This is a genomic window from Streptomyces sp. NPDC102490 (genome assembly GCF_044765285.1).
Lineage (GTDB): Bacteria > Actinomycetota > Actinomycetes > Streptomycetales > Streptomycetaceae > Streptomyces.
Window position 1 is genome coordinate 403164 of the sequence record NZ_JBIWJU010000007.1, and the last position, 25054, is coordinate 428217.

The 25054-nt window shown below is 71.7% G+C and carries 24 protein-coding genes and 3 tRNA genes; 14 read left to right on the forward strand and 13 right to left on the reverse strand.

Going from position 1 to position 25054, the window contains the following annotated elements; translation table 11 throughout:
* Positions 1-106 precede the first annotated feature (106 nt).
* Positions 107-1459, forward strand: a complete 1353-nt coding sequence (locus tag ACIRGB_RS18670) for a M6 family metalloprotease domain-containing protein (RefSeq protein ID WP_403865752.1) — start codon at positions 107-109, stop codon at positions 1457-1459.
* Positions 1460-1752: 293 nt separating this feature from the next.
* On the opposite strand, the gene ACIRGB_RS18675 is transcribed toward ACIRGB_RS18670, so the two are convergent.
* From ACIRGB_RS18675 to ACIRGB_RS18690, 4 genes are all read right to left on the reverse strand, one after another.
* A tRNA-Lys gene (locus ACIRGB_RS18675) sits at positions 1753-1826 on the reverse strand.
* Positions 1817-2413 (reverse strand): bifunctional DNA primase/polymerase, encoded by a 597-nt coding sequence (locus ACIRGB_RS18680; RefSeq protein ID WP_403865755.1) that lies wholly within the window; start codon positions 2411-2413, stop codon positions 1817-1819. The genes ACIRGB_RS18675 and ACIRGB_RS18680 overlap by 10 nt, the downstream gene beginning before the upstream one ends.
* A 112-nt stretch (positions 2414-2525) precedes the next feature.
* On the reverse strand, positions 2526-2873 hold the full coding sequence (locus ACIRGB_RS18685) for a hypothetical protein (RefSeq protein WP_403865757.1): 348 nt from the start codon (positions 2871-2873) through the stop codon (positions 2526-2528).
* A gap of 150 nt (positions 2874-3023) precedes the next feature.
* A complete protein-coding gene (locus ACIRGB_RS18690) occupies positions 3024-4589 on the reverse strand; it encodes a polysaccharide lyase family 1 protein (RefSeq protein ID WP_403865760.1) in 1566 nt (521 codons plus the stop codon).
* Positions 4590-5120: 531 nt separating this feature from the next.
* On the opposite strand from ACIRGB_RS18690, the gene ACIRGB_RS18695 reads away from it, so the two are divergent.
* Positions 5121-5504: a peptidoglycan-binding protein gene (locus ACIRGB_RS18695; protein ID WP_403865763.1), complete on the forward strand. Its 384-nt coding sequence runs from the start codon at positions 5121-5123 to the stop codon at positions 5502-5504.
* An 82-nt stretch (positions 5505-5586) separates the two neighbouring features.
* Here ACIRGB_RS18695 and ACIRGB_RS18700 read toward each other — a convergent pair whose 3' ends face one another.
* Both ACIRGB_RS18700 and ACIRGB_RS18705 read right to left on the reverse strand, forming a co-directional pair.
* On the reverse strand, positions 5587-6318 hold the full coding sequence (locus ACIRGB_RS18700; RefSeq protein ID WP_403865766.1) for an aspartate/glutamate racemase family protein: 732 nt from the start codon (positions 6316-6318) through the stop codon (positions 5587-5589).
* On the reverse strand, positions 6315-7217 hold the full coding sequence (locus ACIRGB_RS18705; RefSeq protein WP_403865770.1) for a decarboxylase: 903 nt from the start codon (positions 7215-7217) through the stop codon (positions 6315-6317). The genes ACIRGB_RS18700 and ACIRGB_RS18705 overlap by 4 nt, the downstream gene beginning before the upstream one ends.
* A gap of 186 nt (positions 7218-7403) precedes the next feature.
* Here ACIRGB_RS18705 and ACIRGB_RS18710 point away from each other — a divergent pair, with 186 nt between their 5' ends.
* The 3 genes from ACIRGB_RS18710 to ACIRGB_RS18720 are packed head-to-tail and all read left to right on the forward strand — an operon-like array spanning position 7404 to position 10308.
* Positions 7404-8375, forward strand: a complete 972-nt coding sequence (locus ACIRGB_RS18710) for a D-2-hydroxyacid dehydrogenase (protein WP_403865774.1) — start codon at positions 7404-7406, stop codon at positions 8373-8375.
* A 36-nt stretch (positions 8376-8411) separates the two neighbouring features.
* On the forward strand, positions 8412-9794 hold the full coding sequence (locus tag ACIRGB_RS18715) for an amidase (protein ID WP_403865776.1): 1383 nt from the start codon (positions 8412-8414) through the stop codon (positions 9792-9794).
* Between the two features lie 16 nt (positions 9795-9810).
* Positions 9811-10308, forward strand: a complete 498-nt coding sequence (locus ACIRGB_RS18720; protein WP_403865779.1) for a hypothetical protein — start codon at positions 9811-9813, stop codon at positions 10306-10308.
* Here ACIRGB_RS18720 and ACIRGB_RS18725 read toward each other — a convergent pair.
* A complete protein-coding gene (locus ACIRGB_RS18725) occupies positions 10289-10783 on the reverse strand; it encodes a DUF3830 family protein (protein ID WP_403865782.1) in 495 nt (164 codons plus the stop codon). The genes ACIRGB_RS18720 and ACIRGB_RS18725 overlap by 20 nt on opposite strands.
* A gap of 107 nt (positions 10784-10890) precedes the next feature.
* On the opposite strand from ACIRGB_RS18725, the gene ehuB reads away from it, so the two are divergent.
* The 6 genes from ehuB to ACIRGB_RS18755 all read left to right on the forward strand — a co-directional run bounded on the left by ehuB (position 10891) and on the right by ACIRGB_RS18755 (position 15054).
* Positions 10891-11820 (forward strand): ectoine/hydroxyectoine ABC transporter substrate-binding protein EhuB, encoded by a 930-nt coding sequence (gene ehuB / locus ACIRGB_RS18730; RefSeq protein ID WP_403865785.1) that lies wholly within the window; start codon positions 10891-10893, stop codon positions 11818-11820.
* Positions 11817-12518, forward strand: coding sequence for an ectoine/hydroxyectoine ABC transporter permease subunit EhuC (gene ehuC, locus ACIRGB_RS18735; protein ID WP_403865788.1), 702 nt, complete (start codon positions 11817-11819; stop codon positions 12516-12518). Before ehuB ends, ehuC begins: the two co-directional genes overlap by 4 nt.
* Positions 12515-13165 (forward strand): ectoine/hydroxyectoine ABC transporter permease subunit EhuD, encoded by a 651-nt coding sequence (gene ehuD / locus ACIRGB_RS18740; RefSeq protein ID WP_403865791.1) that lies wholly within the window; start codon positions 12515-12517, stop codon positions 13163-13165. The genes ehuC and ehuD overlap by 4 nt, the downstream gene beginning before the upstream one ends.
* A complete protein-coding gene (gene ehuA / locus ACIRGB_RS18745) occupies positions 13155-13940 on the forward strand; it encodes an ectoine/hydroxyectoine ABC transporter ATP-binding protein EhuA (protein WP_403865794.1) in 786 nt (261 codons plus the stop codon). The genes ehuD and ehuA overlap by 11 nt, the downstream gene beginning before the upstream one ends.
* Before the next feature lie 181 nt (positions 13941-14121).
* Entirely contained in the window at positions 14122-14880 is a 759-nt protein-coding gene (locus ACIRGB_RS18750) for an IclR family transcriptional regulator (RefSeq protein ID WP_403865797.1), read from the forward strand.
* Positions 14881-14980: 100 nt separating this feature from the next.
* Positions 14981-15054 (forward strand) — tRNA-Lys (locus ACIRGB_RS18755).
* 58 nt (positions 15055-15112) lie between these two features.
* Here ACIRGB_RS18755 and ACIRGB_RS18760 read toward each other — a convergent pair.
* From ACIRGB_RS18760 to ACIRGB_RS18770, 3 genes are all read right to left on the reverse strand, one after another.
* Positions 15113-15718, reverse strand: coding sequence for a lytic polysaccharide monooxygenase (locus tag ACIRGB_RS18760; RefSeq protein ID WP_159327752.1), 606 nt, complete (start codon positions 15716-15718; stop codon positions 15113-15115).
* Positions 15719-15856: 138 nt separating this feature from the next.
* Positions 15857-17035 (reverse strand): SPFH domain-containing protein, encoded by a 1179-nt coding sequence (locus ACIRGB_RS18765; protein ID WP_403865800.1) that lies wholly within the window; start codon positions 17033-17035, stop codon positions 15857-15859.
* A 56-nt stretch (positions 17036-17091) separates the two neighbouring features.
* Positions 17092-18144, reverse strand: coding sequence for a peptidoglycan-binding protein (locus ACIRGB_RS18770; RefSeq protein ID WP_403865803.1), 1053 nt, complete (start codon positions 18142-18144; stop codon positions 17092-17094).
* A 197-nt stretch (positions 18145-18341) separates the two neighbouring features.
* Here ACIRGB_RS18770 and ACIRGB_RS18775 point away from each other — a divergent pair.
* The 3 genes from ACIRGB_RS18775 to ACIRGB_RS18785 all read left to right on the forward strand — a co-directional run bounded on the left by ACIRGB_RS18775 (position 18342) and on the right by ACIRGB_RS18785 (position 22615).
* Positions 18342-18415, forward strand: a tRNA-Lys gene (locus ACIRGB_RS18775).
* A 298-nt stretch (positions 18416-18713) separates the two neighbouring features.
* Positions 18714-20681 carry a glycosyltransferase family 2 protein gene (locus ACIRGB_RS18780; protein ID WP_403865806.1) on the forward strand — a complete coding sequence of 656 codons (1968 nt, stop codon included), beginning with the start codon at positions 18714-18716 and terminating at the stop codon, positions 20679-20681.
* Complete coding sequence (locus tag ACIRGB_RS18785) at positions 20678-22615, forward strand: galactose oxidase-like domain-containing protein (RefSeq protein ID WP_403865809.1); 1938 nt, start codon at positions 20678-20680, stop codon at positions 22613-22615. The genes ACIRGB_RS18780 and ACIRGB_RS18785 overlap by 4 nt, the downstream gene beginning before the upstream one ends.
* 39 nt (positions 22616-22654) lie before the next feature.
* Here ACIRGB_RS18785 and ACIRGB_RS18790 read toward each other — a convergent pair whose 3' ends face one another.
* The 3 genes from ACIRGB_RS18790 to ACIRGB_RS18800 all read right to left on the reverse strand — a co-directional run bounded on the left by ACIRGB_RS18790 (position 22655) and on the right by ACIRGB_RS18800 (position 25027).
* The gene (locus tag ACIRGB_RS18790; protein WP_403865812.1) at positions 22655-23686 is read right to left on the reverse strand and encodes a glycoside hydrolase family 6 protein; all 1032 of its coding nucleotides are present in this window, start codon (positions 23684-23686) and stop codon (positions 22655-22657) included.
* Positions 23687-23777: 91 nt separating this feature from the next.
* Positions 23778-24461, reverse strand: a complete 684-nt coding sequence (locus ACIRGB_RS18795) for a class F sortase (RefSeq protein ID WP_403865815.1) — start codon at positions 24459-24461, stop codon at positions 23778-23780.
* Between the two features lie 2 nt (positions 24462-24463).
* Positions 24464-25027, reverse strand: a complete 564-nt coding sequence (locus tag ACIRGB_RS18800) for a hypothetical protein (protein ID WP_403865818.1) — start codon at positions 25025-25027, stop codon at positions 24464-24466.
* Positions 25028-25054: the final 27 nt, after the last annotated feature.

The following is a 25054-nucleotide window of genomic DNA, read 5'->3' on the forward strand; positions in this document are numbered from 1 at the left end:
TGTTACGTTCCGTGAGTGTCTTCGAGGTGTCGTCCGGCGGAACTCCGGCGAAATCCCGGCCGGCTCACCCATCCGGTGCAGGCGAACAGGGCGCAATACGACAATCATGCACAAGCTGGACGCGGTGTCCCGTCGACCGCGTCCGGAGGTTCATGTGCCGCGCCAGCTCCCCCTGAGGCGATCTCCCCGGGAGGCGGGCACGGCGCGGGCGGCGCGGTCCAGGCTGCGCAGCACCGCCGCGCTGTGCACGACGATGTCGGCGCTCGCCGCGACCTCGCTGATCACCGCGCCCTCGGTCGCCGAGCCCTTCTCCCCGGAGCCCTGCGCGCTCCAGCGCACCGACGTGCACCACTCCGAGGGCCTGGACACCTGGAACGCCACCTATCCGCGGCCCGCCCGCACCCTGGACGCGGTGATGGTGTTCCTGTCCTTCCCCGACTCCCAGCCGCTGACCTCGCCGGCGGAACTGGCCGCCGACCACTTCCCCGCCACCGGTGACTTCTTCCGGCGCGCCTCCTACGGCGCCTTCACGCTCCGCCCGCACCCGCTGCGGGACTGGGTCCGGATGCCGAGCCCGTCGACGTCGTACGCCATACGGCGCGACTGGAGCCCGCGGCACCGGGCCGCCTATCTGCGCGACGCGCTGGCCGTGTCCGACCGGCACGTCGACTTCTCCCGGTACGACGTCGTCTACTTCGTCGCGGACCCGGACGCGCCCGGGGTGGACTCCGACGCCACGAAGGTCGTCAACCTGGACACCCCGATGCGGGCCGACGGCACCGACATCCGGCGGGTGGTCACGGTCTTCGAGAACCATCCGCCGGACCGGCTGGTCCTGGCCCACGAGACGGGGCACGTCTTCGACCTGCCCGACCTGTACCACCGGCCGGTGGACGGCGAGGGCGACTGGGACACGCACGTCGGCGACTGGGATCTGATGGGCAGCCAGTTCGGGCTCTCCCCCGACCTGTTCGGCTGGCACAAGTGGAAGCTGGGCTGGCTGCAACCCCGGCAGGTGGCCTGCGTGCGGGGCGGCGAGCCGACCCGGCTGACGCTGGAGCCGCTGGGGGCGGGGCCCGGGGTGGTGGTGACCGGCACCGCCGGCGCGCCGGCCTTCGGCCTCGGGCGGGGCACGAAGCTGGCGGTGGTGCGCACCGGCGCGGGCAGCGCGCTCGCCTTCGAGGTGCGCACGCCGGTGGGCAACGACGTCTCCTCCTGCCGGGCGGGGGTGCTGGTGTACCGGGTGCACAGCGGGGCGGAGTCCGGAGGCGGGCCGGTCGAGGTGGTCGACGCCCACCCGGGCACCGATGCCTGCTGGGCCGACTCGGTCTACCCCCCGCTCGCCGACGCCCCGGTGGCCCTGGGCGAGAGCTTCACGGTGCCCGGCGACGGCGTACGGGTGAAGGTCGAGGACCGCACGGAGTCGGGCACCTGGACGGTACAGATCACCCCCGGCTGACCGCCCCTCCCCGGACCCCACGGCCCCCGCCCGAGCCGACACCCCGGCCGCAGCAGACACACCCGGGCCAGCCAACACCCACAGCCCGCGGCGACACCCACGCGAACCAGGCCCCCCGGCACCCCACCCGTCCCCGGACCACGCAACCCCCTGCGCGAGCCCACCACCCCCGGGCCACCGCGCGAGGGGGGTGTGGGTGGCGAAGCCCCCACACCGCGCGGCGAAGCCGCGCAAAAACAACGATGGCGAGACTGGTTCGCGCTTTCCGCGAACACGCCTCGCCATCGCCATCGTGCGCCGCCAGGGACTCGAACCCCGGACCCGCTGATTAAGAGTCAGCTGCTCTAACCAACTGAGCTAGCGGCGCCTGCTGACGTCGTAGACCTTAGCACCCTGGTCGGCGGGAGGAAAAATCGAAATCCGCACCGCCGCGCGGGCCGCCCGCACGGCCGCCCAGAGCAGGATCTCCGGGCCGGGCAGCCACGGCTGGCGGGTGTCCGGGGCCACCAGCCAGCGGGACCCGGAGCGCGGGGGCGCACCCGCGGGGGCCGGTACGGTCACCGTGTCCCCGGCGCCGTGGCACAGCAGCGGTGGCACCTCGCTCCTGTGGCCGTCCTCCCGGCCGCGGGCGCCCCATTCCTCCCAGTCGAGCAGCGACGGCAGCCGCTGGGCGGTGCCCGGCGCGGCGAACAGCAGCATCCGGCCGCGGAACTCCGCCACCGGGCCCGAACCGGGGCCGTCGTCCCACAGCCGGTCCAGCATCCGGCGGCCGAAGATCGCGGGAGCGCTCACCACGTCGAAGGCGGAACCGCAGGGCAGGACGACCGGGGCGTCGGGCCGCTCCTCCCAGAGCGAGAGCGTGCTGCGCGGGTACGCGCCCGCCGAGGCCAGCCAGGCGGCGCCGTCCGAGGTGACGTCAGAGACGTGGGGCGTGGCGTTGCGTGTGCTGCTCATACCGCAGATGTCTACCCGGCGTGAGGATACCGCTCCACCGGGTTACCGGAAACGGGGACACGACGCCGGGGAAGGGAGTATCTTGCCCAGCCCCCTGTCATATGCGCGCCGGTTACTCGGCCGGTTCGCCGCGCATCAGGTCCCGTCCGAACTCGACCATCTTCTTGGCGTAGTCCTCGGTCCACTCGGCGCGCTCGGCGATGTCGGCGGCCGTCAGTCGGTCGAACCGCTTCGGATCGGCCAGCTGCGCCGCGGCGATCGCCTGGAACTCCATCGCCCGGTCCGCCGCCGCGCGGAACGCGTGGGTCAGCTCGGTGGCCCGCTCCAGCAGGGCCCGGGGGTCGTCGATCGACTCGAGGTCGAAGAAGTGCTCGGGATCGGCGGCCGCCTCCGTCGGCTCGAAGAGCAGGGGCGCGGGGCGTAGCCGCGGTTCGTGCCGACGCGGCGTGGGCTCCGCCATGTCTTCTCCTCCTCGTACGTGACGACGGCCCGTCCCCGGGTGCGGGGGCACTCCGGTGGAGTGGGCCACCGTCCATTGTCCCGCGCCCGCGCAAGAGGGCGGGGCGTGCCCGGACCCGCGATCCGGTCACACCCCGCCCGCCGGGCCGCGTCAGCCCGCGTACGTCTCGAACTCGGCGATCTTCGGAGTGCCCGAGGCGCCGGTGATCTCGAAGGTGATCTTCTCCAGCGAGACCGGGGAGAAGCCGATCACGCCCGCTCCGCTGCCGGCGGCCAGGACGGTGCCGGTGGCGTGGTCGACGACGCGGTAGGAGCCGATGGTGCCCTCGGAACCGGCCGCCTCCCGAATGGTGACCTTGGCGACGGTGGTGGCGGAGGACCACTTGACGGAGATGGAACCGGTCGTGCCGGCCGGGGACCAGTACGTGCCGAGATCACCGTCGCGCACGTTGCCGTAGCTGGTGCCGCTCGCCTTGGACGAGCCGTCGGAGCCCGCCCCGAGGCTCAGGTTGGTCCCGCTCGGCGGATCGGTCGGGTCCGGGTCCGTCGGGTCCGTCGGATCGGGGTCGGTCGGGTCCGGGTCGGTGGGGCCGGTCGGGTCCGGGCTCTGCGGCGTGCAGCTGCCGTCCGACACCTTCAGCCCCTTGTTCGCGCCCGCCGTGGCGCTCACGACGGACGGCACGCAGGAGGCGTCGTCGAGGCGGTAGGAGTACGGGACGGACACCGTGGTGGTGGACTGCGGGTTCGGACCGGCCGGGTTGTTGTCCTCGCCGGGCTCGGACCAGGTCACGTTGTCGAAGATGTTGCCGCTGACCTGCCAGGTGCCGGCCTGGTCGGTGTAGAAGGTGCCCAGGACGTCCTTGGAGTCCTCGAAGTAGTTGCTGTCCACCTTGGCCCTGGCGCCGGCCCGGGAGTTGATGCCGGACTCGTTCAGGCTCTTGTAGTGGTTGTTGTACATGTGGGCGATCCCGCCGCGCAGCAGGGGCGCCCGGGAGTCGATGTTCTCGTACAGGTTGTGGTGGAAGGTGACGTAGCCGTTGGAGCGGTCGCTCTCGCTGGACCCGATCAGTCCGCCGCGGCCGGAGTTGCGCAGGACGCTGTAGGACAGGGTCACGTACTGGGTGTTGTCCTTCATGTCGAAGAGGCCGTCGTAGCCCTCCGACTCCCCGCCGGAGGCCTCCAGGGTGGTGTGGTCGACCCAGACGTTGCGGACGTCGCTCTCCATGCCGATGGCGTCGCCGCCGTTGGAGGTGGGCGAGCCGGACTTCTTGACGTTCCGTACGGTCACGTTCTGGATGACGATGTTGCTGGACTCCCGGATGTGGATGCCCAGCTGGTCGAAGACGGCGCCGCCGCCGACCCCGACGATGGTGATGTTGCTGACCTGCTTCAGCTCGATCTTGTCGGCCGCGGTGCTGCAACTGCCGCCGGACACCTTGCTGGTGTTGCCGTGGTTGATGGTGCCCTCGACCTCGATGGTGATCGGGGTGCTGCTGCTGGCCCGGCCGCACAGGGCCTGGTGGATCGCGGTGCCGGTGGTGGCCCGCACGGTCTGCCCGCCCGCGCCGCCGGTCGTGCCGCCGTTCTGGGTCGCGTAGCCGGTGGCGCCGCCGGCCGCTGCCGCCGCCTCGGGCATCGTCAGCACCACACCGGCCGCGGCCGCGAGGGCCAGCGTGCCCAGTGCCGCTTGGAGTCGCAGCGCGACTGGTCGTCTCATCCTCGGTCTCCCCTTCGCCTTCACATGCCGGAACGGACGCCGTGGCGTGATCATGACAATCACACGCTGGCGGAAAGCGCTTTCTCGGCGTGAGAATAGGGGGGTCTTCGGGAGCTGACAAGGGTTCAGACGAGTAGCCGATGGTTCAGATTCACGCTCAACGTCCACTCACATGAACGACCGGCGCTCGATGTGCGTCACGCCCGGAGCTGCGGTACGATCATCTTGCCTGATCACGGGGACCAACTCCCCGCACCGGGCACTGCGTTGGTGGTCCAAGGAAAGACGCCCCACTTCCCGTGGGGAAATGCAGGTGCAAGGCCTGCCCAGCGCTCGATGAGAACCCCGGTTCCGCTCACGCGGGACCGGGGTTCTTCCGTGTCGGCCCCCGGTCCCCGGCCCCGCGCCCGTGCGTACCGCGCCGGTTTACCCGGCCTACCGCGCTCGTTGTCGCCCCCTCGTGGGATGCCACGGCCGCCCCCGCCTCCTAGCGTTTCCGGCGACCGATCCGTCCACGGAAGGGATAGGACCATGCGGGGGAAGAAAGCACTGGTGATCTTGGCGGTCTGCGGTTCGCTGCTCGGCGCGGCCGGCACCGCCGCCGCCGCTCCGGACGCCGGCGCACAGCGGGCCGCTGGCCCCGGCACCCGGTACTGCGGGCTCTACGACTTCATCGGATACGCCTGCGGCTACTACGACGGGAGCCGCTACACCGACTACGGCGACCGGGGCGCGCACGTGAAGGAGATCCAGGCGCTCCTCACGTACTTCGGGTACTCGGTCGGCCGCTACGGGATCGACGGCGAGTTCGGCTCGGGCACGCGGTCGGCCGTCAGGGCGTTCCAGCAGCACAACAGGATTGGCGTCGACGGCATCGTCGGCCCCAACACCTGGAGGGCCCTGCGGACGCCCTGACCGGTCCGGCGGCACCGGGGGCGGGGCCGGAGCGGGGAGCCGCCGCGGCCCCGCCCCCGGCCCGGTCCCCGGCGCACCCGCCTCAGGCCTGCACCACCGGCTCCCGCGTGAACAGTGCGCCCAGTTCCGGCGCGTTGACCCGGCGGTCGGCCAGGCGCAGGCCCTCCCAGACGGTGACCTGGTTCGCGGTGAGGACCGGCTTGCCCAGCTCCTTCTCCAGCGCCGGGATGTGGGCCGCCGTGTGCAGGGCCGTGTCCGGCAGGAGCACCGCCTCGGCGTCCGGGCGGTCGGCGGCGCGGGCCAGCGCCAGCACCTCCTCCTCGGTCCAGGTGCCGACCTCCGCCGCGGTGATGACGCCCGAGCTGACGACGTCGGCCACCTCGATGCCGGCGGCGCCGAGGAAGTCCGCGAAGAGCCGCGCCACGTCGTCCGGGTAGGTGGCGCCGATCGAGACCCGCCGCGCCCCGACCTCCTTCGCCGCGTGCACGAAGGCGAAGGAGGTGGACGAGGCCGGCATCCCCGCCGCCCGGGCGAGGGCGCGCACCTGTGCGTGGGCGCCGTCCCAGCCGTGCACGAAGCTGCCGCTGGTGCAGGCCCACACCACGGCGTCGGCGCCCGCCAGCCGCAGTTCGGCCACGCCCGCCTCCAGCCGCCGCGGCGAGCCCATCTCCAGGAGCGCGTCCACCCGGTGGGCGTCCTCGCCGATGTCCGTGTGCACCAGGTCCACCCGGATGTCGGCGCCCAGGAGCTGCTCGATGCGTGGGTAGTCGTCCTCGCCGGAGTGGCCCGGGTACAGGAATCCCAGTGCTGTCATGTCCACCCTTCCTGCTGCTGTTCGGTGTCCGGGCCGTCACCGACGCCCGGCATGTCCGCCGCCGCGGGTCCGACCGGGCCCGCCACCGCGGGGTCGACGGGACCCACCGGCCCCACCACCGCGGGACCGGCCGCACCCGCCGCCGCGGGGCCAATGCGCGCCGCCGGATCGGTCAGCGCCTGGTACGGCCCCACCGCACGGGTACCCAGTCGGCGCAGCGCCGCCCACATCGTCACTTGGTTGGCCGAGATCACCGGGATGCGCAGCTCGGCCTCCAGCTGCGGGATGACGTCGTAGGTGGGGAGGTTGGTGCAGGAGATGAACAGGGCGTCCGCCGCTCCGGGCGCGGGCACGGCCCGGCGTGCCATGTCGGCCACGTCGCGGTACGGGACCTTCCAGATGTGCCGGGTCAGTCCCATGAAGGCGCAGCCGGTGACGGCGACGCCGGCCTCGGCGACGTACGCCTCCAGCGCCCGGGTCACGGACACGGTGTATGGCGTCACCAGCGCGACCCGGCGCACGCCCAGCTCGGCCAGCGCGTCGAGCAGTGCGCCGGAGGTGGTGACGGAGGGGACCGCGCCCGCCCAGGTCATCGCCTCGCACATGGCGCGTTCCCCGGTGATGCCGCCGACGAAGCTGCCCGAGGTGCAGGCGTAGGCGACGACCTGGGGCGCGATGGCGTTGAGGGTGCGCACCGCCTCGCCGAGGGTCTCGTGCTCGCTGACCATCCGGGCGAGGTCCAGACTGACCTCGACGGGCACGAACGGCGTCCGGGTCACGTGCAGTGACACGTCGTCGGGCACCCACCGCCACAGCTCACGGTCGAGTGCGAAGTCGAACGGGGCGACCACGCCGACCCCGCGTTGCGGAGCTGGTCCGCCGAGAAAGGAGATGTCCATGGCACGCACCGGCCTCACACTGAGGAAGGAGAGGGCAACGCACCGTTACGCACGGCCGTGTTGACGAAGGTAGGTTCCGGTGCGAGCGTGGTCAATCCGCTCGCGTCACTCCCTGGTCAACAGCCGGTTAACTTCCGCGTCACCACCCGAACCGCCCGCTTCCACCGACCGGAGACAGGCCCGCCGATGACCACGTTGCCGCCCGCGCCGACTCCCCTGCCGACCCTGCTCGTCCTGGACGCCGAGCCGCCGCCCCGGCTGGGCCGGCTGACCGGCCGGGCCCGGATCGAGCACGCCGACGCGGCGACGCTGGCCGAGCGGCTGCCGCACGCCGACGTCCTGCTGGTGTGGGACTTCACCTCGCACGCGGTGCGCGAGGTCTGGCCGGGCGGCGGCCCGCGCCCGCGCTGGGTGCACACGGCGAGCGCCGGCGTGGACCATCTGATGTGCCCGGAGCTGGCCGCGTCGGACACGGTGGTGACCAACGCGCGCGGTGTCTTCGACCGGCCGATCGCCGAGTACGTCGCCGCGCTCGTCCTGGCGATGGCCAAGGACCTGCCCAGGACGCTGCGTCTCCAGGGCGAGCGGACCTGGCGCCACCGGGAGTCCCTGCGGGTGGCCGGAACCCGCGCCTGCGTGGTGGGCTCCGGGCCGATCGGCCGGGCGATCGCGGGCACGCTGGAGGCGCTCGGCGTCACCACCGCGCTGGTCGGCCGCACCGCGCGCGGGGGTGTGCACGGCCCGGAGGACCTGGACCGGCTGCTGGCCGGGGCCGACTGGGTGGTGGCGGCGGCGCCGCTCACCGACGACACGCGCGGCATGTTCGACGCCCGGCGGTTCGGGCTGATGCGGCCCTCCGCCCGATTCGTGAACGTGGGGCGGGGACCGCTGGTCGTCGAGGACGACCTGGTCGAGGCGCTGACCGCGCGCCGGATCGCGGGCGCCGCCCTGGACGTGCTGAACCACGAGCCGCCGGCGCCGGACAGCGCCCTGTGGACGGTGCCGGACCTGATCGTCTCGCCGCACATGAGCGGGGACACGATCGGCTGGCGGGACGAACTGGGCGCGCAGTTCGTGGAGTTGTTCGAGAGCTGGGTGGCGGGCGGACCGCTGGCCAACGTGGTCGACAAGAAGCGTGGATACGTGCCCGGACACTGACGTCGCCGACGTCACCGACCCGCGGGAGGGTGCCGCATGACCGACCTCACCGAGCTGACCGCCGTACAGCTCGTCGACGGCTACCGCGAGGGCGCGTTCAGCCCCGTCGAGGCCACCCGGGCGGTCCTGGAACGGGCCGAGCGGATCCAGCCGGAGGTGAACGCCTTCGTCCGGCTGACCGGTGAGGAGGCGCTGGACCAGGCCAGGCGGGCCGAGGAGCGGTGGCGCCGCGGGGAGCCGTGCGGTCGGCTCGACGGGGTGCCGGTCACGGTGAAGGACATCCTGCTGACGCGCGGTCAGCCGACCCTGCGCGGCTCCCGGGCCGTCTCCCCGGACGGTCCCTGGGACGAGGACGCGCCGTCCGTGGCGCGGCTGCGCGAGCACGGCGCGGTGTTCGTCGGCAAGACCACGACGCCGGAGTTCGGCTGGAAGGGCGTGACCGACTCGCCCCTGTCCGGCGTCACCCGCAACCCGCACGACCCCTCCCGTACCGCGGGCGGTTCCAGCGGGGGCGCGGCGGCGGCCGTGGCGCTCGGGGCGGGGCCGCTGGCGCTGGGCACGGACGGCGGCGGCAGTGTGCGCATCCCGGCGTCCTTCTGCGGCGTCTTCGGCCTGAAACCGACGTACGGCCGGGTGCCGCTGTACCCGGCGAGCGCGTTCGGCACGCTCGCGCACGTCGGTCCGATGACCCGGGACGCGGCGGACGCGGCACTGCTGCTGGACGTCATCGGCACCCCGGACGCCCGGGACTGGTCGGCGCTGGGCCCGGCCCCCGGGTCGTACACCGAGGCCCTGCCGGGCGGGGTGCGGGGGCTGCGGATCGCGTACTCGCCCTCGCTCGGCGGGCAGGTGGCGGTGCGTCCGGCGGTGGCCGGGGCGGTCCGGCGGGCGGTGGAACGGCTGGCGGGTCTCGGCGCGTACGTGACGGAGGCCGACCCCGACTTCACGGACCCGGTGGACGCCTTCCACACCCTGTGGTTCAGCGGGGCGGCGCGGGTGGTGCAGCAGCTGCGGGCGGGGCAGCGGGAACTGCTGGACCCGGGGCTGCGGGAGATCGTCGGGGCGGGGGCGCGGTACTCGGCGCTGGACTATCTGGCGGCGGTGGACGTCCGGATGGAACTGGGGCGGCGGATGGGCGTCTTCCACCGGGCGTACGACCTGCTGGTGACGCCGACGCTGCCGATCACGGCGTTCGAGGCGGGGGTGGAGGTCCCGAAGGGGTCGGGGCAGCGGCGGTGGACGGGGTGGACCCCGTTCACGTATCCGTTCAACCTGACGCAGCAGCCGGCGGCGACGGTGCCGGTGGGCACCGACGGCGACGGGCTGCCCGTCGGCCTCCAGATCGTCGCGGCCCGGCACCGCGACGACCTGGTCCTGCGGACCGCGCACGCGCTGTATGAGGCGGGGGCCGCCTCATGACCGCCCGGAGCGCCGGTTGAACGCGGAGACGGTCATCGCCGTGGCCGCCACCGTCATCGCGCTCGGATCGCTGTGGGTCAGCTGGGCCCAGACCAGGGCGACCCGGCTGCACAACCGGCAGTCGGTCAGACCCCTGCTGCGGATCCGGCGGATACACCAGGACGACATGGTCGGGCTGAAGCTCGTCAACGCCGGGCTGGGTCCCGCCGTCGTGACGCGCAGTGTGGTGCGCCTGGACGGCACGGCGGCCGGGGAGTGGAACCGGGAGGTCAAGGGGGCGCTCTTCGCCCCCGACCTGTGGCCGAAGACGTACTCCCTGAGGGCGGGCTCCGTCGTGCTCGCCGGGCAGGAGTCGTTCCTGGTGCTCCTGGACCGGTCCAGGAGCACCGGTGCCGACCGGCTCCAGGAGTTCTGGGACCTGATCGAAGGGCGGCTCGTCATCGAGATCGAGTACGAGTCGTTGTACGGCGGTGAGGGGTTCTCCGTGTCGTCGGCTACGCCCGGCGGAAGCTGAGCGTCTCGCCCGCCGCGCCCGTGCGCCACAGGTCGTTGCAGGCTTCCGCCATGGTGTCCAGGCCCTCCGTGATGCGGCCCCAGACGGTGCCGGGGACCCAGCCGACGTCGCCGTTGAGCAGGAGGTTGTTGCGCTCGTAGAACAGGGCGAGGTCGACGAGGGTGGTGCCGGGGCGGACCTCGCGGTCGTAGCCGTACGCCTTGGTGCCCAACTCGGCACCCGCGAAGGCGAAATAGCACAGGTCGCCCGGAATGGGGGTTACGGTCGGATTCTCCAGCGGGGGTTCGGATGCCGCGAAGGGCGGGAAGAGGGCATAGATCTCGTTGCGGGCGTATTTGGCGTGGTAGACGTCGCCGCCGAGGGGGAGCGCGTCCCAGACGGCCGCGCAGGTGATCGGGGCCCGGTCGTCGAGCAGTTGGGCCGTGCAGGAGATTCCGCGCTTGACCAGCGAGACTTCGATGTAGCGATCAGCCATGCCCTCCATGGCAGTGCCCCGCGGGCCCGCGGTCAAGGGCGCGGGGCCGAGGTATCGGACTGAAAAAGATCGGCATAACCCGCCCCCCTTCGGGTAGCTGCGCGCCCATGGCTCCACCACACAGAACCCCACCATGGGGTATATCCGACCGAAGGTCCAGGACAGCCGGGCCCACTCGCCGGTCGCTGCTCGCGGGGGTCGCGGCGCTCGGCGCACTGGGGGCGGCCGGCTGCTCGCGGGTGGCCACCGCTTCCGGCGTCGAAGGGGGTGACCTGCTCGACCGGCTGCGGGCCCAGGGCGTCGCCCGGCTCGGCATCGCCGGCGAGATCCCCTTCGGGTACATCGACAAGAACGGCGAGCTGACCGGCGAGGCGCCGGAGCTGGCGAAGGTGATCTTCAAGCGGCTCGGAGTGGACCGGGTGCAGCCCGTGCCGACGGAGTTCGGCTCCCTCATCCCCGGCCTGGCGTCCCAGCAGTTCGACGTCGTGGCGGCCGGGATGTACATCAACGCCGACCGCTGCCGGCAGGTCATCTTCTCCGACCCCGACTACCAGATGCTCGACGCGTACATCGTGCGCAAGGGCAATCCGCTCGGGCTGCACGACTACCAGGACGTCGTCAAGAAGAAGGCCAAGTTCGCGACCGGCACCGGCTACGCCGAGATCGCCTACGCGGTGGAGCACGGGTACAAGGAGGACGACATCCTGATCGTCCCCGACCAGGTGGCCGGACTCAACGCCGTCGAGTCCGGGCGCGTGGACGTCTTCGCGGGCACCGCGCTGACCGTCCGTGAAGTGGTGAAGAAGTCCGGCAAGGCCGAGGCGACCGAGCCCTTCGCGCCGATCGTCGACGGCAAACCGCACGTCGACGGCGGTGCTTTCGCCTTCCGCCCGGACGAGACCAACCTGCGGGACGCGTTCAACGTCGAGTTGCAGAAGCTCAAGAAGAGCGGCGAGCTGCTGCGCATCCTCAAGCCCTTCGGTTTCACCGAGGAAGAGATGACCGATCTGACCGCGAAGGAGCTGTGCGGCGGATGACCTCGGGACTGTGGGAACTCGTACTCCGGGGTGTCTGGGTCACCGTCCAGCTGCTCTTCTTCAGCTCGTTGCTGGCGGCGGCCGTCTCCTTCGTGGTCGGCGTCGCGCGCACCCACCGGCTGTGGATCGTCCGCTTCCTCGCGGGCTTCTACACCGAGGTGTTCCGCGGGACCTCCGCGCTGGTGATGATCTTCTGGGTGTTCTTCGTGCTGCCCCCGGCCTTCGGCTGGCAGCTGGTGCCGATGTGGGCGGGCACGCTGGCGCTCGGCCTGACCTACGGGGCGTACGGCTCCGAGATCGTGCGCGGCGCGCTGGCCGCGGTCGACCCGGCGCAGAAGGAGGGCGGCATCGCGCTCAGCTTCACGCCCTGGCAGCGGATGAGGCTGATCCTGCTGCCGCAGGCGGTGCCGGAGATGATCCCGCCCTTCTCCAACCTGCTGATCGAGCTGCTCAAGGGCACCGCCCTGGTCTCGATCATGGGCATGGGCGACCTGGCCTTCAGCGCCAACCTGGTGCGTCTGGCGCTCCAGGAGAGCGCGGAGATCTACACGTACGTCCTGCTGATCTACTTCGTGATCGCGTTCCTGCTCACGCGGGTGATGCGCGGCCTGGAGAAGAAGCTGAAGGCGGGCGTCGGGAAGGCCCCGCAGAAGAAGACGGCGGCCGTGCGCGTGCCCGAGGGAAGTGGTGTGTCGTGAAATGGGACTGGAGCGCGGTCTCCGACTTCATGCCGCACTTCTGGGACGGCCTGCTGGTCACCCTGCAGATCCTGGTGCTCGGCTCGCTGGTCTCGTTCGGCGTCGGCCTGGTGTGGGCGCTGCTGATGCGGGTGCCGACCCGCTGGGTGACCTGGCCGGTCGGTGTGGTCACCGAGTTCATCCGGAACACCCCGCTGCTGGTGCAGCTGTTCTTCCTCTTCTACGTGCTGCCCGAGTGGAACATCACCTTCTCGGCGTTCACCACCGGTGTGGTCGCCATCGGGCTGCACTACTCGACGTACACGATGCAGGTCTACCGGGCCGGTATCGAGGGGGTGCCGGTCGGTCAGTGGGAGGCCGCGACGGCGCTGAACCTGCCGACGCGGCGGACCTGGACGGCGGTCATCCTGCCGCAGGCGATCCGCCGGGTGACCCCCGCCCTCGGCAACTACGTGATCTCCATGCTGAAGGACACGCCGCTGCTGATGGCGATCACGGTGCTGGAGATGCTGGGCGAGGCACGGCTGTTCTCGCAGCAGAACTTCCAGTTCACCGAGCCCCTGACGGTGATCGGCGTGGCCTTCATCGTCATCTCCTACCTGGCCTCCCTTGCCCTGCGAGCCCTGGAGCGACGCCTTGCCCACTGACACTCTCCCCAACCCCGAGAAGAGCCCCGAGCGCAGCTCCGGGGAGCTGATCCGCCTGGAGCAGGTCACCAAGCGGTTCGGGGACAACACCGTCCTGGACCACCTGGACTTCTCCGTCGACGCCGGCAAGCACGTCACGCTGATCGGCCCGTCCGGTTCGGGCAAGACGACGATCCTGCGGCTGCTGATGACGCTCCTCAAGCCCGACGAGGGCACGATCACCGTGGACGGGCAGAAGCTCTTCCCGGCGACCGAGAAGGAGCGGCGCGAGGTCCGCAAGCAGATAGGGATGGTGTTCCAGCAGTTCAACCTGTTCCCGAACATGAGCGTCCTGCGCAACATCACCGAGGCGCCGGTCACGGTGCTCGGGATGCCCAAGGACGAGGCGGTGGAGCGGGCCAAGGGCCTGCTCGACCTGGTGGGCCTGGCCGACAAGTGCGACGCCCGGCCGGCCCAGCTCTCCGGCGGCCAGCAGCAGCGGGTGGCGATCGCCCGGGCGCTGGCGATGCGCCCGAAGGTGCTGCTGCTCGACGAGGTGACCTCGGCGCTCGACCCGGAGCTGGTCGCGGGCGTGCTCGACCTGCTGCGGGACATCGCCCGCAGCACGGACATCACCATGCTGTGCGTGACCCACGAGATGAACTTCGCCCGGGACATCTCGGACCAGGTCCTGATGTTCGACTCGGGCCGGGTCATCGAGGCCGGAGCGCCGGAGAAGATCTTCAGCGAGCCGGAGCACGACCGGACGCGGGAGTTTCTCAGCGCGGTCCTGTAATTGCGCGGCGGGCCTGCCCCAACGACCGAGGTCGCGCCGCTGGGGCAGGCCATCGGCATATGCCGGTGGGCCTGCGTCGCAGATGAGGGCCCCGGAATCCGGTCAACACCCCCTCACGGGGCGCCTCTTGGCGGCTATCGTGAACGCAGGGATGCACCAGCGAGCGCAGGGGGAGACCACCGTGGCGCTGCAGCACCAGCCGACCGCGCCGCACCACTCGGCCCAGGACGCCCTGCGCGTCCTGGAGACGGTGGCGCGGCACACCTCCGGTGTCACCGACACCGAGATCGGCCGCGGGAGCGGCCTCGACCGGGAGCGGCTGACCACGCTCCTGCGCATGCTGCGCCGCGAGGGCTACGTCGAGCAGACCGCCGACGGCGCGTACGTCACCGGGGAGGCCCTGGCCCGCCTCGGCTCCGCCCACGGCCGCGAGGAGGCCCTGCGCGAGAAGCTCCAGCGCACCCTGGACCGGCTGCGCGACTCGGTGGGCGCCGCCGTCTACATCAGCCGGTACGTCGACGGAGAGGTCAGCGTCACCCAGTACGCCGACAGCCCGGCCACGCCCCGGGTGAACGAGTGGGTGGACTTCCGCGCCTCGGCGCACGCCACCGCGGTGGGCAAGTCCCTGCTGACCCAGCTGGACCACGCGGGCCGCCGCGACCACCTGTCCCGGCACCGGATGGCCCGCCTGACCTCGCGCACCATCACCAGCGACAAGCTGCTGCTGTCCCGGCTGGAGTCCCAGCCGGCCACCGTGCCCGTCCTCGACCTCCAGGAGTACGCGGTGGGCACGGTCTGCGCGGCGGTGCCGATCACCGCCGGTTCCGCCGTGGGCTGCCTGGCCCTGTCGCTCCCGGTCGAGCACGCGCACCGGCTGCGCCGGGCCGCGGACGAGCTGAACCGGAGCGCGGCACCGGTGCTGCTGTCCCTGGCGATCTAGGGGCGTCCGGCGGCCGGTCCGGGACTGGTCACGAGCACGGCCCGGGACCGGGTAGTATTTTCGTCGTCGCCGACCGCGGGAAGCGGACGGCGGGAGTCATGCGCCGCTAGCTCAGTTGGTTAGAGCAGCTGACTCTTAATCAGCGGGTCCGGGGTTCGAGTCCCTGGCGGCGCACAGCGGAAGGTCCCCCTCGCTCCGGCGAGGGGGACCTTCGTCCGTTCAGCGCGCCCGTTCAGAAGGTGACGTCCGAGCACGCGTAGAACGCGTTGCCCGTGTCGTGGACCGTCCACACCGCGAGGATCACGTGGTGCCCGCTCAGCCCGGACGGCAGCGTGCCGCTGTGGGAGAGCGTGGCCGGGGGCTGCTTGCCGCCGTAGGGCACCGTGAAGAACGGGGTGAGGTTGAGGTCGGACCGGGCCAGGTTGTGGTCCTGGTTCCAGCCCGGCTTGGTGACGTAGTACTTGAAGTCGGTCGTGGCGTGCCGGGCGGTGAACTGCCAGCGGAAGGTGTAGCTCTGCCCGCCGTTCACCCGGGTGGTCGGCCACGCCTGGCCGTTCGGCTGCTTGGGGCTGTCGAGCGCGGCGAACGACCCGTGGCCCGCGGAACAGATCTTCCCGTCGGCCGGCCCGGAGGCCGGGAAGCCCTTGGGACCCTCGACGCTCTGCGGCTCCCACTGGATGGCGCCGCACCCGCCGACCGTGCCGTTCTGGCACACCTTCTGCCGGCTGACGGGCAGGTCGGTGTAGCCGTGACCGCTGGCGCCGCCGGACGAGAGCACGAGGGCTCCGGTGGTCGCCATGCCCAGCGCGGCCGCGTACAACTTGGTCCTGGTGCGCATACTGCTGCTCCCTGTGACGTGTGGGGAAGTTCAGTGAGCCGTGCAGGTCTAGACCAAGTTCAGATTATGGCCGCGAGTTGAACATGTCCATACCAAAGGCGGAACCCGCTGCCCGCCCGCGCCGGGCAGCCGGACGGGTCAGGCGCCCGTGTCCCCGCGCCCCGCGCAGAACGCCACCGTCAGGTCCTTGACCAGCACCTTGCGCTCGTAGTCGTCCAGTTCGACCAGCCCGCGCATGGTCAGCCGGGTCACCGTGTCCTCCACCGAGTCCACGACCGAGGTGAGCACGCTCGCCCGCTGCGCCGCGTCCAGCGCGGCGATCCGGCGCCGGTGCATCGCGGCGGCGACCTCGGGGGCGTACTCCACCCGGACCGGCCGCACCGAGAACACCTCCAGGCCGACCGGCGCCGCGTCCGCCGCCACCAGCCGGGTCAGCGTGTCGCCGGCCACGTCCGCCGAACTGCGGACCGTGCCGAGCGGCTCCACCGGGACCCGGGCCAGCGCCGCCTCGACGCACTCGCGCAGATACGTCTCGTGGTCCTCGACGCCCAGCGTGGCCTTCGCGGTGTCCCGCACCCGCCAGACCACCAGCGTCACCGCCCTGAGCGCGACCCCGTTGCCGTCCGCCGCGGGCATCGGCTCGCTGCGCCAGTGCCGCAGCCGCACGTCCACCCGGCGGCGCAGCAGCAGCGGGTTCACCCACATCAGGCCGGTGCGGCGCACCGTCCCCCGGTAGCGGCCGAACAGACCGAGCACCCAGGCCCGTCCGGTCCGGCCCCGGGCGAGCCCGCCGAACCCGAACATCCCGAGCGCCCCCGCCGCCGCGTACGCCGCCCACTGCGCGGGTCCGAGCCCGGCGCCCGCGGACACCGGCAGGCCCAGCGCCTGGGCCGCGAGCGGCGGCACCAGACCGGCCCACCAGGAGGTGGCCGCGCACCCGGCCGCCCCGCACAGACCGGCGGCCACGCCCGCGGCGCCGGGCAGCACCCGGGCCGGACGTTCCGTCAGCTCCGGGTCGATCCGGGGCGCGGGACGCGGTCGCGCGGCGGCGGGGCGCCGGATGCCCGGCCGCTCGCCCGACCGCTCCCCCGGCCCCTCGCGCCGCGCGATGACCGCGGGCCGCACCGGCACCGGCGCCGGGGCGGGGTCGTCGCGGAACAGCAGGTGGACCGGGATCTCGGTGGTGGCCTCGTTGTGGATGAGCCGGGCGGGCCGCTGACCGGTCGCCGCCGCGGCGCCGGGCCCCTCCGGCACCGGGGCCGGAACCGTGCTCTGCGGCTCCGGGGACGATGTCGTGGACGTCGTGTTCGTACTCATGCGTGCTCCAGCCTCCGCGCCAGACGCGTCATGAACGGGTGATCACCCCGGTGCGGTCAGGAGAAGAGCCGCCGCCAGGTCTCCGGGCCCGGGTGTCCGTCCGCCGCTCCGCCGCGCCAGCCCTGGGCGCGCTGGAACGCCTGGACGCCCCGCCGGTCCGCCTCGCCCCAGCGCGGACCCGGCCCCTTCGTGTAGTGCGTGCCGAACCCCTTCTTCACCAGCTGCCTGCCGAGCCGGGTGACGTACGGGTTGTCCGCGCCCGGCCCGAACCACGCCCGGCCGGGGTATCCGGCCACCCCGTGGGAGGCGGGGCCCGCGGCCCCGGGCGGCGCCTCCTCGGCGCCCGCCGTACCCGCCTTGCCGGCCGTGACCCCCTTGTAGCGGTACGGCAGGTACTTGGCGGAGTTGCTCCAGTAGGCGTAGGGCGTGTCGAGCTTGCGGGTGTGCGGCGGGGTCTGTTCGTACGCCGTGTAGGCGGTGTGCGTGCCGTCCGTCCAGCCGCCGAAGATCACCACGTGGGAGCCCTCCTGGGGATCGGACGCGTTGTGGAACAGCAGGATGTCGCCGGGCTGGAGCTCCTCCTTGGTGATGCGGTCGGCGACGGTGGCGAGGCTTCCGGTCCATTCGTTGGCGGGCAGCTTCCAGGCCATCGACACGAAGCCCGAGCAGTCCTGCCGGTACCCGTCGGACCAGTAGGAGGTCAGGCTGTACGGGACCTTCGCGGCCACCCAGGTCCCGGCCCGGTCGATGATCTCCGCACGGGTGATGCCGGCCAGTTCCGCACCGGCCGGGGGCGCCGCGGGCCGGCCCGTCCCGCCGTGCAGCGGGGTCCGGGGCCCCTGGGGAGTGCCGGGCTCGTCACCCGCGGGGACGCCCGGCCGATGGGGTGCGTGAGCGGCCGCCGGGAGCGCCGCCGCCGGGCCCGCGCCGAGGGCGGACACGGCGGCGGCGGAAGCGGCGGCGGTGGCCACGACCAGCGCGCGGCAGGCCGCCGGATGGGCGAGCGCGCGGCCTGCCGGGGAGTGCGGCAGAACGCGCCGCCAGTGCCGGCAGCCGGCGCAGTCGCAGTCGCTCGCGGGCTCGATCTCCTCGAATACGGGAGTCTCCATGCGATTCCCCTCACACTCCCGGTCCGGATGTCCGCGGCGGTGCACTTCGGTACATGTCGGTCAGTTTCTCAACTGTCCACATCACGCGCATGTTGACGGTCCGAATGATGTACCCGGCCGGTGCGACCGGCGGGCGGGGCGGCGGACGGTGGTCCGGAGCACCGGTCGGCATCCGGTAGAGTTGTGCAGGTCAGCAGGCGCCGCTAGCTCAGTTGGTTAGAGCAGCTGACTCTTAATCAGCGGGTCCGGGGTTCGAGTCCCTGGCGGCGCACCGACGGTCGAAGGCCCTCCGTATCACACGGAGGGCCTTCGGCGTACCCGGAGCCGGGACGCCTTGCGATCATGACGAACGCCGTAGAACCCTGGTCCGGTTGCGGGGCCGGGCACCGAGGCGACGCCGGGGGCCGCCCGCAACCGGGGGCTGCCATTCCGTGTCTATATAAGGTGTGCATGCCGTGGTGAAAGCTACCCACCACTGACACGTCCGTGACGGTCGAGGGGGACCGGATCAGGCGAAGCAAGCGACGAAAGACGAAACACGCATGACCCGCGTGTGGGGGGAATGACTCATGACGTCGACGCCGACGGGCGCCGGGCCAGACCACGACCCGTCCCAGACCACCCAGCTCAGGGTGCCCGGGCACCGGACCTGGAACACCGGTTCGTTCCGCCGGATAAGGAAGACACTGCCGAAGTACGACTACGAGCACTACAGCCGCCTCGCGGGCCCCCTCACCCAGCCCGACCCGGACACGCCGTACCGGGTGCAGTACCGCTCGCTGATCTCGCAGGAGCCGCACCGCATCCGGGTCGCCCTGATGCTGGCCGCCGCGCCGCTGCTGTCCCTGGTGCTGCTGGTCTGGCTGCTCCAGCCGGAGCACTGGACGGAGCGCGACTACGTGGCCTTCGACTGGCTGCCCGCGCTCGACATCGTGATGCTCGTCGCGATCGGGCTGATCGAGCTGTTCCGCTGCCTGAACGTGCTGTCGAACGCGCACGCCACCCTGGTCGCCCGCGACCCGGTCCCGGTGGTGCCCGAGACCGGCACCAAGGTCGCCTTCCTCACCTCCTTCGTGCCCGGCAAGGAGCCGCTGGAGATGGTGACGAAGACCCTGGAGGCGGCCGTGAAGATCCGCCACCGCGGGCCGATGCACGTCTGGCTCCTCGACGAGGGCGACGACCCGGAGGTGAAGGAGGTCTGCGCGCGCCTGGGCGTGCACCACTTCTCCCGCAAGGGCGTCGCCCAGTGGAACCGGAAGAAGGGCCCGCACCGCGCCCGGACCAAGCACGGCAACTACAACGCCTGGCTGGAGGCGCACGGCGACGACTACGACTTCTTCGCCTCCGTCGACACCGACCACGTGCCGCTGCCCAACTACCTGGAGCGGATGCTCGGTTTCTTCCGCGACCCGGACGTCGGCTTCGTCATCGGCCCGCAGGTCTACGGCAACTACGACAACCCGATCACCAAGGCCGCCGAGTCGCAGCAGTTCCTCTTCCACGCGCTGATCCAGCGCGCCGGCAACCGCTACGGCGGGCCGATGTTCGTGGGCACCTCCAACGCGGTGCGCATCAGCGCGCTCAAGCAGATCGGCGGCCTGTACGACTCGATCACCGAGGACATGGCGACCGGCTTCGAGATGCACCGCCACAGGAACCCGGCCACCGGCCGCAAGTGGCGCTCGGTCTACACCCCGGACGTGCTCGCGGTCGGCGAGGGCCCGAACGCCTGGACGGACTTCTTCACCCAGCAGATGCGCTGGTCGCGGGGGACCTACGAGACGATCCTCAAGCAGTACTGGAAGGGCTGGTACTCGCTGCCGCCGAGCAAGCTCTTCAACTACACGATGATGATCATCTTCTACCCGATGTCGGCCCTCAACTGGATTCTGGCCGCCCTGAGCTGCTGCCTGTTCCTGGGCCTGGGCGCATCCGGCGTCAACATCGACCCGGCGGTCTGGCTGATGCTCTACGGCAACGCCTCCGCGCTCCAGATCGGCCTGTACGTCTGGAACCGCCGCCACAACGTCTCGCCGCACGAGCCGGAGGGCTCCGGCGGGGTGGCCGGCATGATCATGTCCGCGCTGTCGGCGCCGCTGTACGCGAAGGCGCTCATCGACTCCGTGCTGCGCCGCAAAAGCAAGTTCGTGGTGACCCCGAAGGGCGACTCGGCCAGCCCGGACACCCTGTTCGGCACCTTCCGGTACCACTGGTACTTCATCGTGGTCTTCGCCGGTTCGATCGCCGCCGGCCTCGCCCTCGGCCACGCGCACCCCGCGATGATCATCTGGGCGACCTTCGCGCTGCTGATCACCGCGTCGCCGATGTTCGCCTGGCGCCACGAGCTGAGGAAGACGAAGAAGCGGCCACCGGTCGCGGCGGCAGAGCCCGCACCGCCGGTCCCGTCGCCGCAGCCGCCCGGACGGCACGCGGCGCACGCACCGCAGCAGAGAACCGACTGGGCCGCCTCCGCCGACGGGGGCGACGACCAGACCATGCAGATCGCCCTGGGTGGACTTGGGGGACGTAAGGAATGAAAGACCGTGCCGGCCGCCGCCGCGCCCGTCGCTTCGCGATAGGTACGGCGGTGGTACTAGCGCTGGCCGGGATGAACGGGCCGTGGCTCTACCGCTTCGGGACCGAGAAATACCACCAGTACGAGATCAACAAGCCGGAGTACAAGGCCGCCAACGGCAAGTGGGAGATCATCGAGTTTCCCGAGAAATACCGGCAGAACACCATCCACGCGGCGCTGCTGCGCACCGGCAAGGTGCTGATGGTCGCCGGGTCCGGCAACAACCAGGACAACGCCGACGACAAGCAGTACGACACCCGGATCTGGGACCCCGTCAAGGGCACCGTCAAGAAGGTGCCGACGCCCACCGACCTGTTCTGCACCGGGCACACGCAGCTCGCCAACGGCAACCTGCTGATCGCGGGCGGCACCAAGCGGTACGAGAAGCTCAAGGGCGACGTCACCAAGGCCGGCGGCCTGATGGTCGTCCACAACGAGAACCCGGACCAGCCGATCACGCTCCCGGCGGGCACCAGGTTCACCGGCCGGGAGAACGGCAAGACCTTCGTCTCCAAGGACCCCGTGCTGGTGCCGCGTGCGAAGAAGGTCTTCGACCCGGCGACCGGCGCGTTCGTGCGCAACGACCCGGGCCTCGGCCGGATCTACGTCGAGGCGCAGAAGAGCGGCACCGAGTACGAGACGGGCACGGAGGACAACTACCGCGTCCAGGGCCTCTCCGGTGCCGACGCCCGCAACACGTACGGCATCGCGCAGAAGCTCGCCCTCGACAAGAAGGACTTCCAGGGCATCCGGGACGCCTTCGAGTTCGACCCGGTCGCCGAGAAGTACATCAAGGTCGACCCGATGCACGAGGCCCGCTGGTACCCGACGCTCACCACCCTGGGAGACGGCAGAATCCTCAGCGTCTCCGGCCTCGACGACATCGGCCAGCTGGTCCCGGGCAAGAACGAGATCTACGACCCGGAGACCAAGAAGTGGACCTACACCGACAAGGTCCGCCAGTTCCCGACGTACCCGGCGCTGTTCCTGATGCAGAACGGCAAGGTCTTCTACTCGGGCGCGAACGCCGGCTACGGCCCCGACGACGTGGGCCGCACCCCGGGCATCTGGGACGTGGAGACCAACAAGTTCACCGAGGTCCCCGGCATGAGCGACGCGAACATGCTGGAGACGGCGAACACGGTGCTGCTGCCGCCCGCGCAGGACGAGAGGTACATGGTGATCGGCGGCGGCGGGGTCGGCGAGTCCAAGCTGTCCAGCGAGAAGACCCGGATCGCCGATCTCAAGGCGGACGACCCGAAGTTCGTGGACGGGCCGTCACTGGAGAAGGGCACCCGCTATCCGCAGGCCTCGGTCCTGCCCGACGACAGCGTGCTGGTCTCCGGCGGCTCGGAGGACTACCGGGGCCGCGGCGACTCCGACGTCCTCCAGGCGCGGCTCTACCACCCGGACACGAACGCGTTCGAACGGGTCGCCGATCCGCTGGTGGGCCGCAACTACCACTCCGGGTCGATCCTGCTGCCCGACGGACGCCTGATGTTCTTCGGCTCCGACTCGCTCTACGCCGACAAGGCCAACACCAAGCCGGGCACGTTCGAGCAGCGCGTGGAGATCTACACGCCTCCCTACCTGTACCGGGACTCGCGGCCGGATCTGTCCGGTGGTCCGCAGACCATCGCGCGCGGTGGGTCGGGGACGTTCACCTCGCGTGCGGCGGCGACGGTCAAGAAGGTGCGGTTGATCCGGCCGAGCGCGTCTACGCATGTCACCGACGTGGATCAGCGGTCCATCGCGTTGGACTTCGAGGCGGACGGGGACAAGCTGAAGGTGACGGTGCCCGGTAATAAGAATCTGGTGCAGTCGGGGTGGTACATGATGTTCGTGACGGACGGGGAGGGGACGCCGAGTAAGGCGGAGTGGGTGCGAATTCCGTAGCGCTGCGCGGCTCGGCCGTTGGGGCACGGGGACACGGCGTCATCCAGTGCCCTCGGCCAGTTTCAAGGCGTACTCGGGGTACCACTCCCCCGCCTTCGGGCCGCCCTTGCATGCGCCGTCGGACTCTCCGGGGCGCTTGACCCAGAGGTAGGCGTCGACCAGGGGGTCGGCGGTCTTCGTCGTCGGGGTTTCGCCGAGGGCTCGGCCCGGGGGGTTGCACCAGCGTTCGTCGGGGGCGCCCTCGGTGTAGGGGCCGTTGCCGTTGCGGCTGGTGTCGATGACGAAGTGCTTGCCGCCCACCTTGGCGGAGAGCTGCTTGCCGTAGGCGATCGAGTCCTCGGTGGTGTAGAAGTTCGACACGTTGACCGAGAAGCCGTCGGCCCGGTCGATGCCGGCCCGCTTCAGGGGGTCGAAGATCTGGTCGGGGTGGCCCCAGCCGGCGTTGCCCGCGTCCAGGTACACCTTGGTGTTCTTCAGGGCGCCGAGCTTGGCGATCGCGCCCTTGAGGAGGTCGTAGCGCTCCTCGTGGAACTCCTGCGGGGTGCAGCCGTCGACGAGGTGGAGCACCGCGTCCGGTTCCAGGACGACGGTGGCGGCGCGGTCGCCGATGCCCTTGGCGACGCCGTCGACGAAGGAGCGGTAGGCGTTGCCGTCGGCGGCGCCGCCGCTCGAGTACTGGCCGCAGTCGCGGTGCGGGATGTTGTAGAGGACGAGCAGCGCGGTGCGGCCGGCCTCGTCAGCGGCCTCGGTGAAGCCGCGGGCCTGCTCCTCGGGGTTCTCCGGGCTGATCCACTCGCCGGTCGGCTGCTGGGCGATCTTGCGGATCTGTGCGGCCTGGTCCTTCTTGCCGTCCTCGGCGAGGGAGGCGGCCTGCCGGGCCGCGGTGCCGTCGGGGTTGACCCAGAACGGGCCGGCCTCCTTGGGCTGTTGTGTGATCCCGGCGTCCGCGCCCTTGTCGTCCCCGTCGCCGGACGAGGAGCAGCCCGCGAGCAGCAGGGCCGCCGCTCCGAGTGCCGCCGCCGACGCAGCCCGCCTCCTGGACGTGTTTCCGGCCGGCTTGCTGCCGTACATCCAACCCCCCTGGGTGCACTGTTGCGAGGCTCAATCCTGACATACGCGGCCTGGGCCCCCGCGGTTCCCGGACCGGGGGGCGGGCGCTGTGCTAAGAGACGGTTCCGGTCAGGTAGGCGGAGACGACGACGTTGGCCGTGTAGCTGCCGGTGGTGTGGTCGAAGGTGCCGCCGCAGGTGATGAGGCGCAGTTCGGCGCGTTCCGTCTCGCGCGGCCCGTAGGCCTGCCGGGCGTCGAAGCCGTCGCGGGTGAGGACCTGGACGTCGTCCACGGTGAACTCGGCGACCTCGGCGTCGGCGCGGGCCACCCGGATCGTCTCGCCGGGTTCCAGGGTGCTCAGCTCGTAGAAGACGGCGGGCCGGGTCTCGGTGTCGACGTGGCCGACCAGCAGGGCGGTGCCGGCCGCTCCGGGGGTGACGCCGGCCGCGTACCAGCCGACGGTGCCGGGCCGGTCGAAGGGCGGGGGCTCGATGGCGCCCTTGCCGTCGAGGCCGCGGGCCACCACGGGGGCGTCGATGCCGAGTTCGGGGACGTCGAGCCGCTGCGGCCGGGCGTCGCCGAGCGGGGCGTGGGCCGGGGGCAGGGGTATGTCGGGGGGCCGGCCGGCCGCCGCCATGTCGCCGGTGGCCGGCCGGGATATGCCCTCGCGCACGTCGGTGGCCTCGCGGCCCCACAGCCACAGCCCGAGGAGCAGCACCGTCCAGGCGATGCCGGTCACCAGGCGGCCGCCGGGGGCGGCGGTCGGTGCGGTGTCCCGCGCGTGCTGTCCGGACATGGTCAGCCCGTCCCGCTGCTCCGGCTGCGGGCGCTGTGCAGCGCCACGGCGACGGCGGCGATGCCCGCGAGCACCAGGCCGGTCACGGTGTGCGCCGTGCCGGGTGACGCGGAGCGGGCCTGCTCCGCGCTGTCGGCGGCCAGCCGCGCGGTGCCGCCGCCGCCCGCGTCCACCGGGGCGACGGGCGAGGCGGGTGCGGTCGGCCGGGTGTCCGGGCGCCGGTGCTCCTCGACGGTGATGGTGCCCTTGCGGGCCCGGTCGCCGCACTTGACCTGTACGGCGTAGGCACCGGCCCGCACGGTGGTGCGCACCCGGCTGGAGCCGACGAGGACGCCGTCGCCCTCGGCCAGGCCGAGCCGTACGTCCGACTCGAACGCCGCGGACACGGCGACGGCCGTCTTCTCGGTGCAGTCGGGTACGCGGAGCGTGACGTCGGTGCCGGGGGCGGGCGAGGACGGTGTCACGGAGACATCGCCGCCGTCCGCCGCGTGGGCGTGGGCCGCCGGTGCGCACAGCACGGTGGCCAGCGCCGCTCCGGCACAGAGCGTGACTTTCAGTGAGCCCATCGTGTACCTCCAGTTACCTGGAGGCTG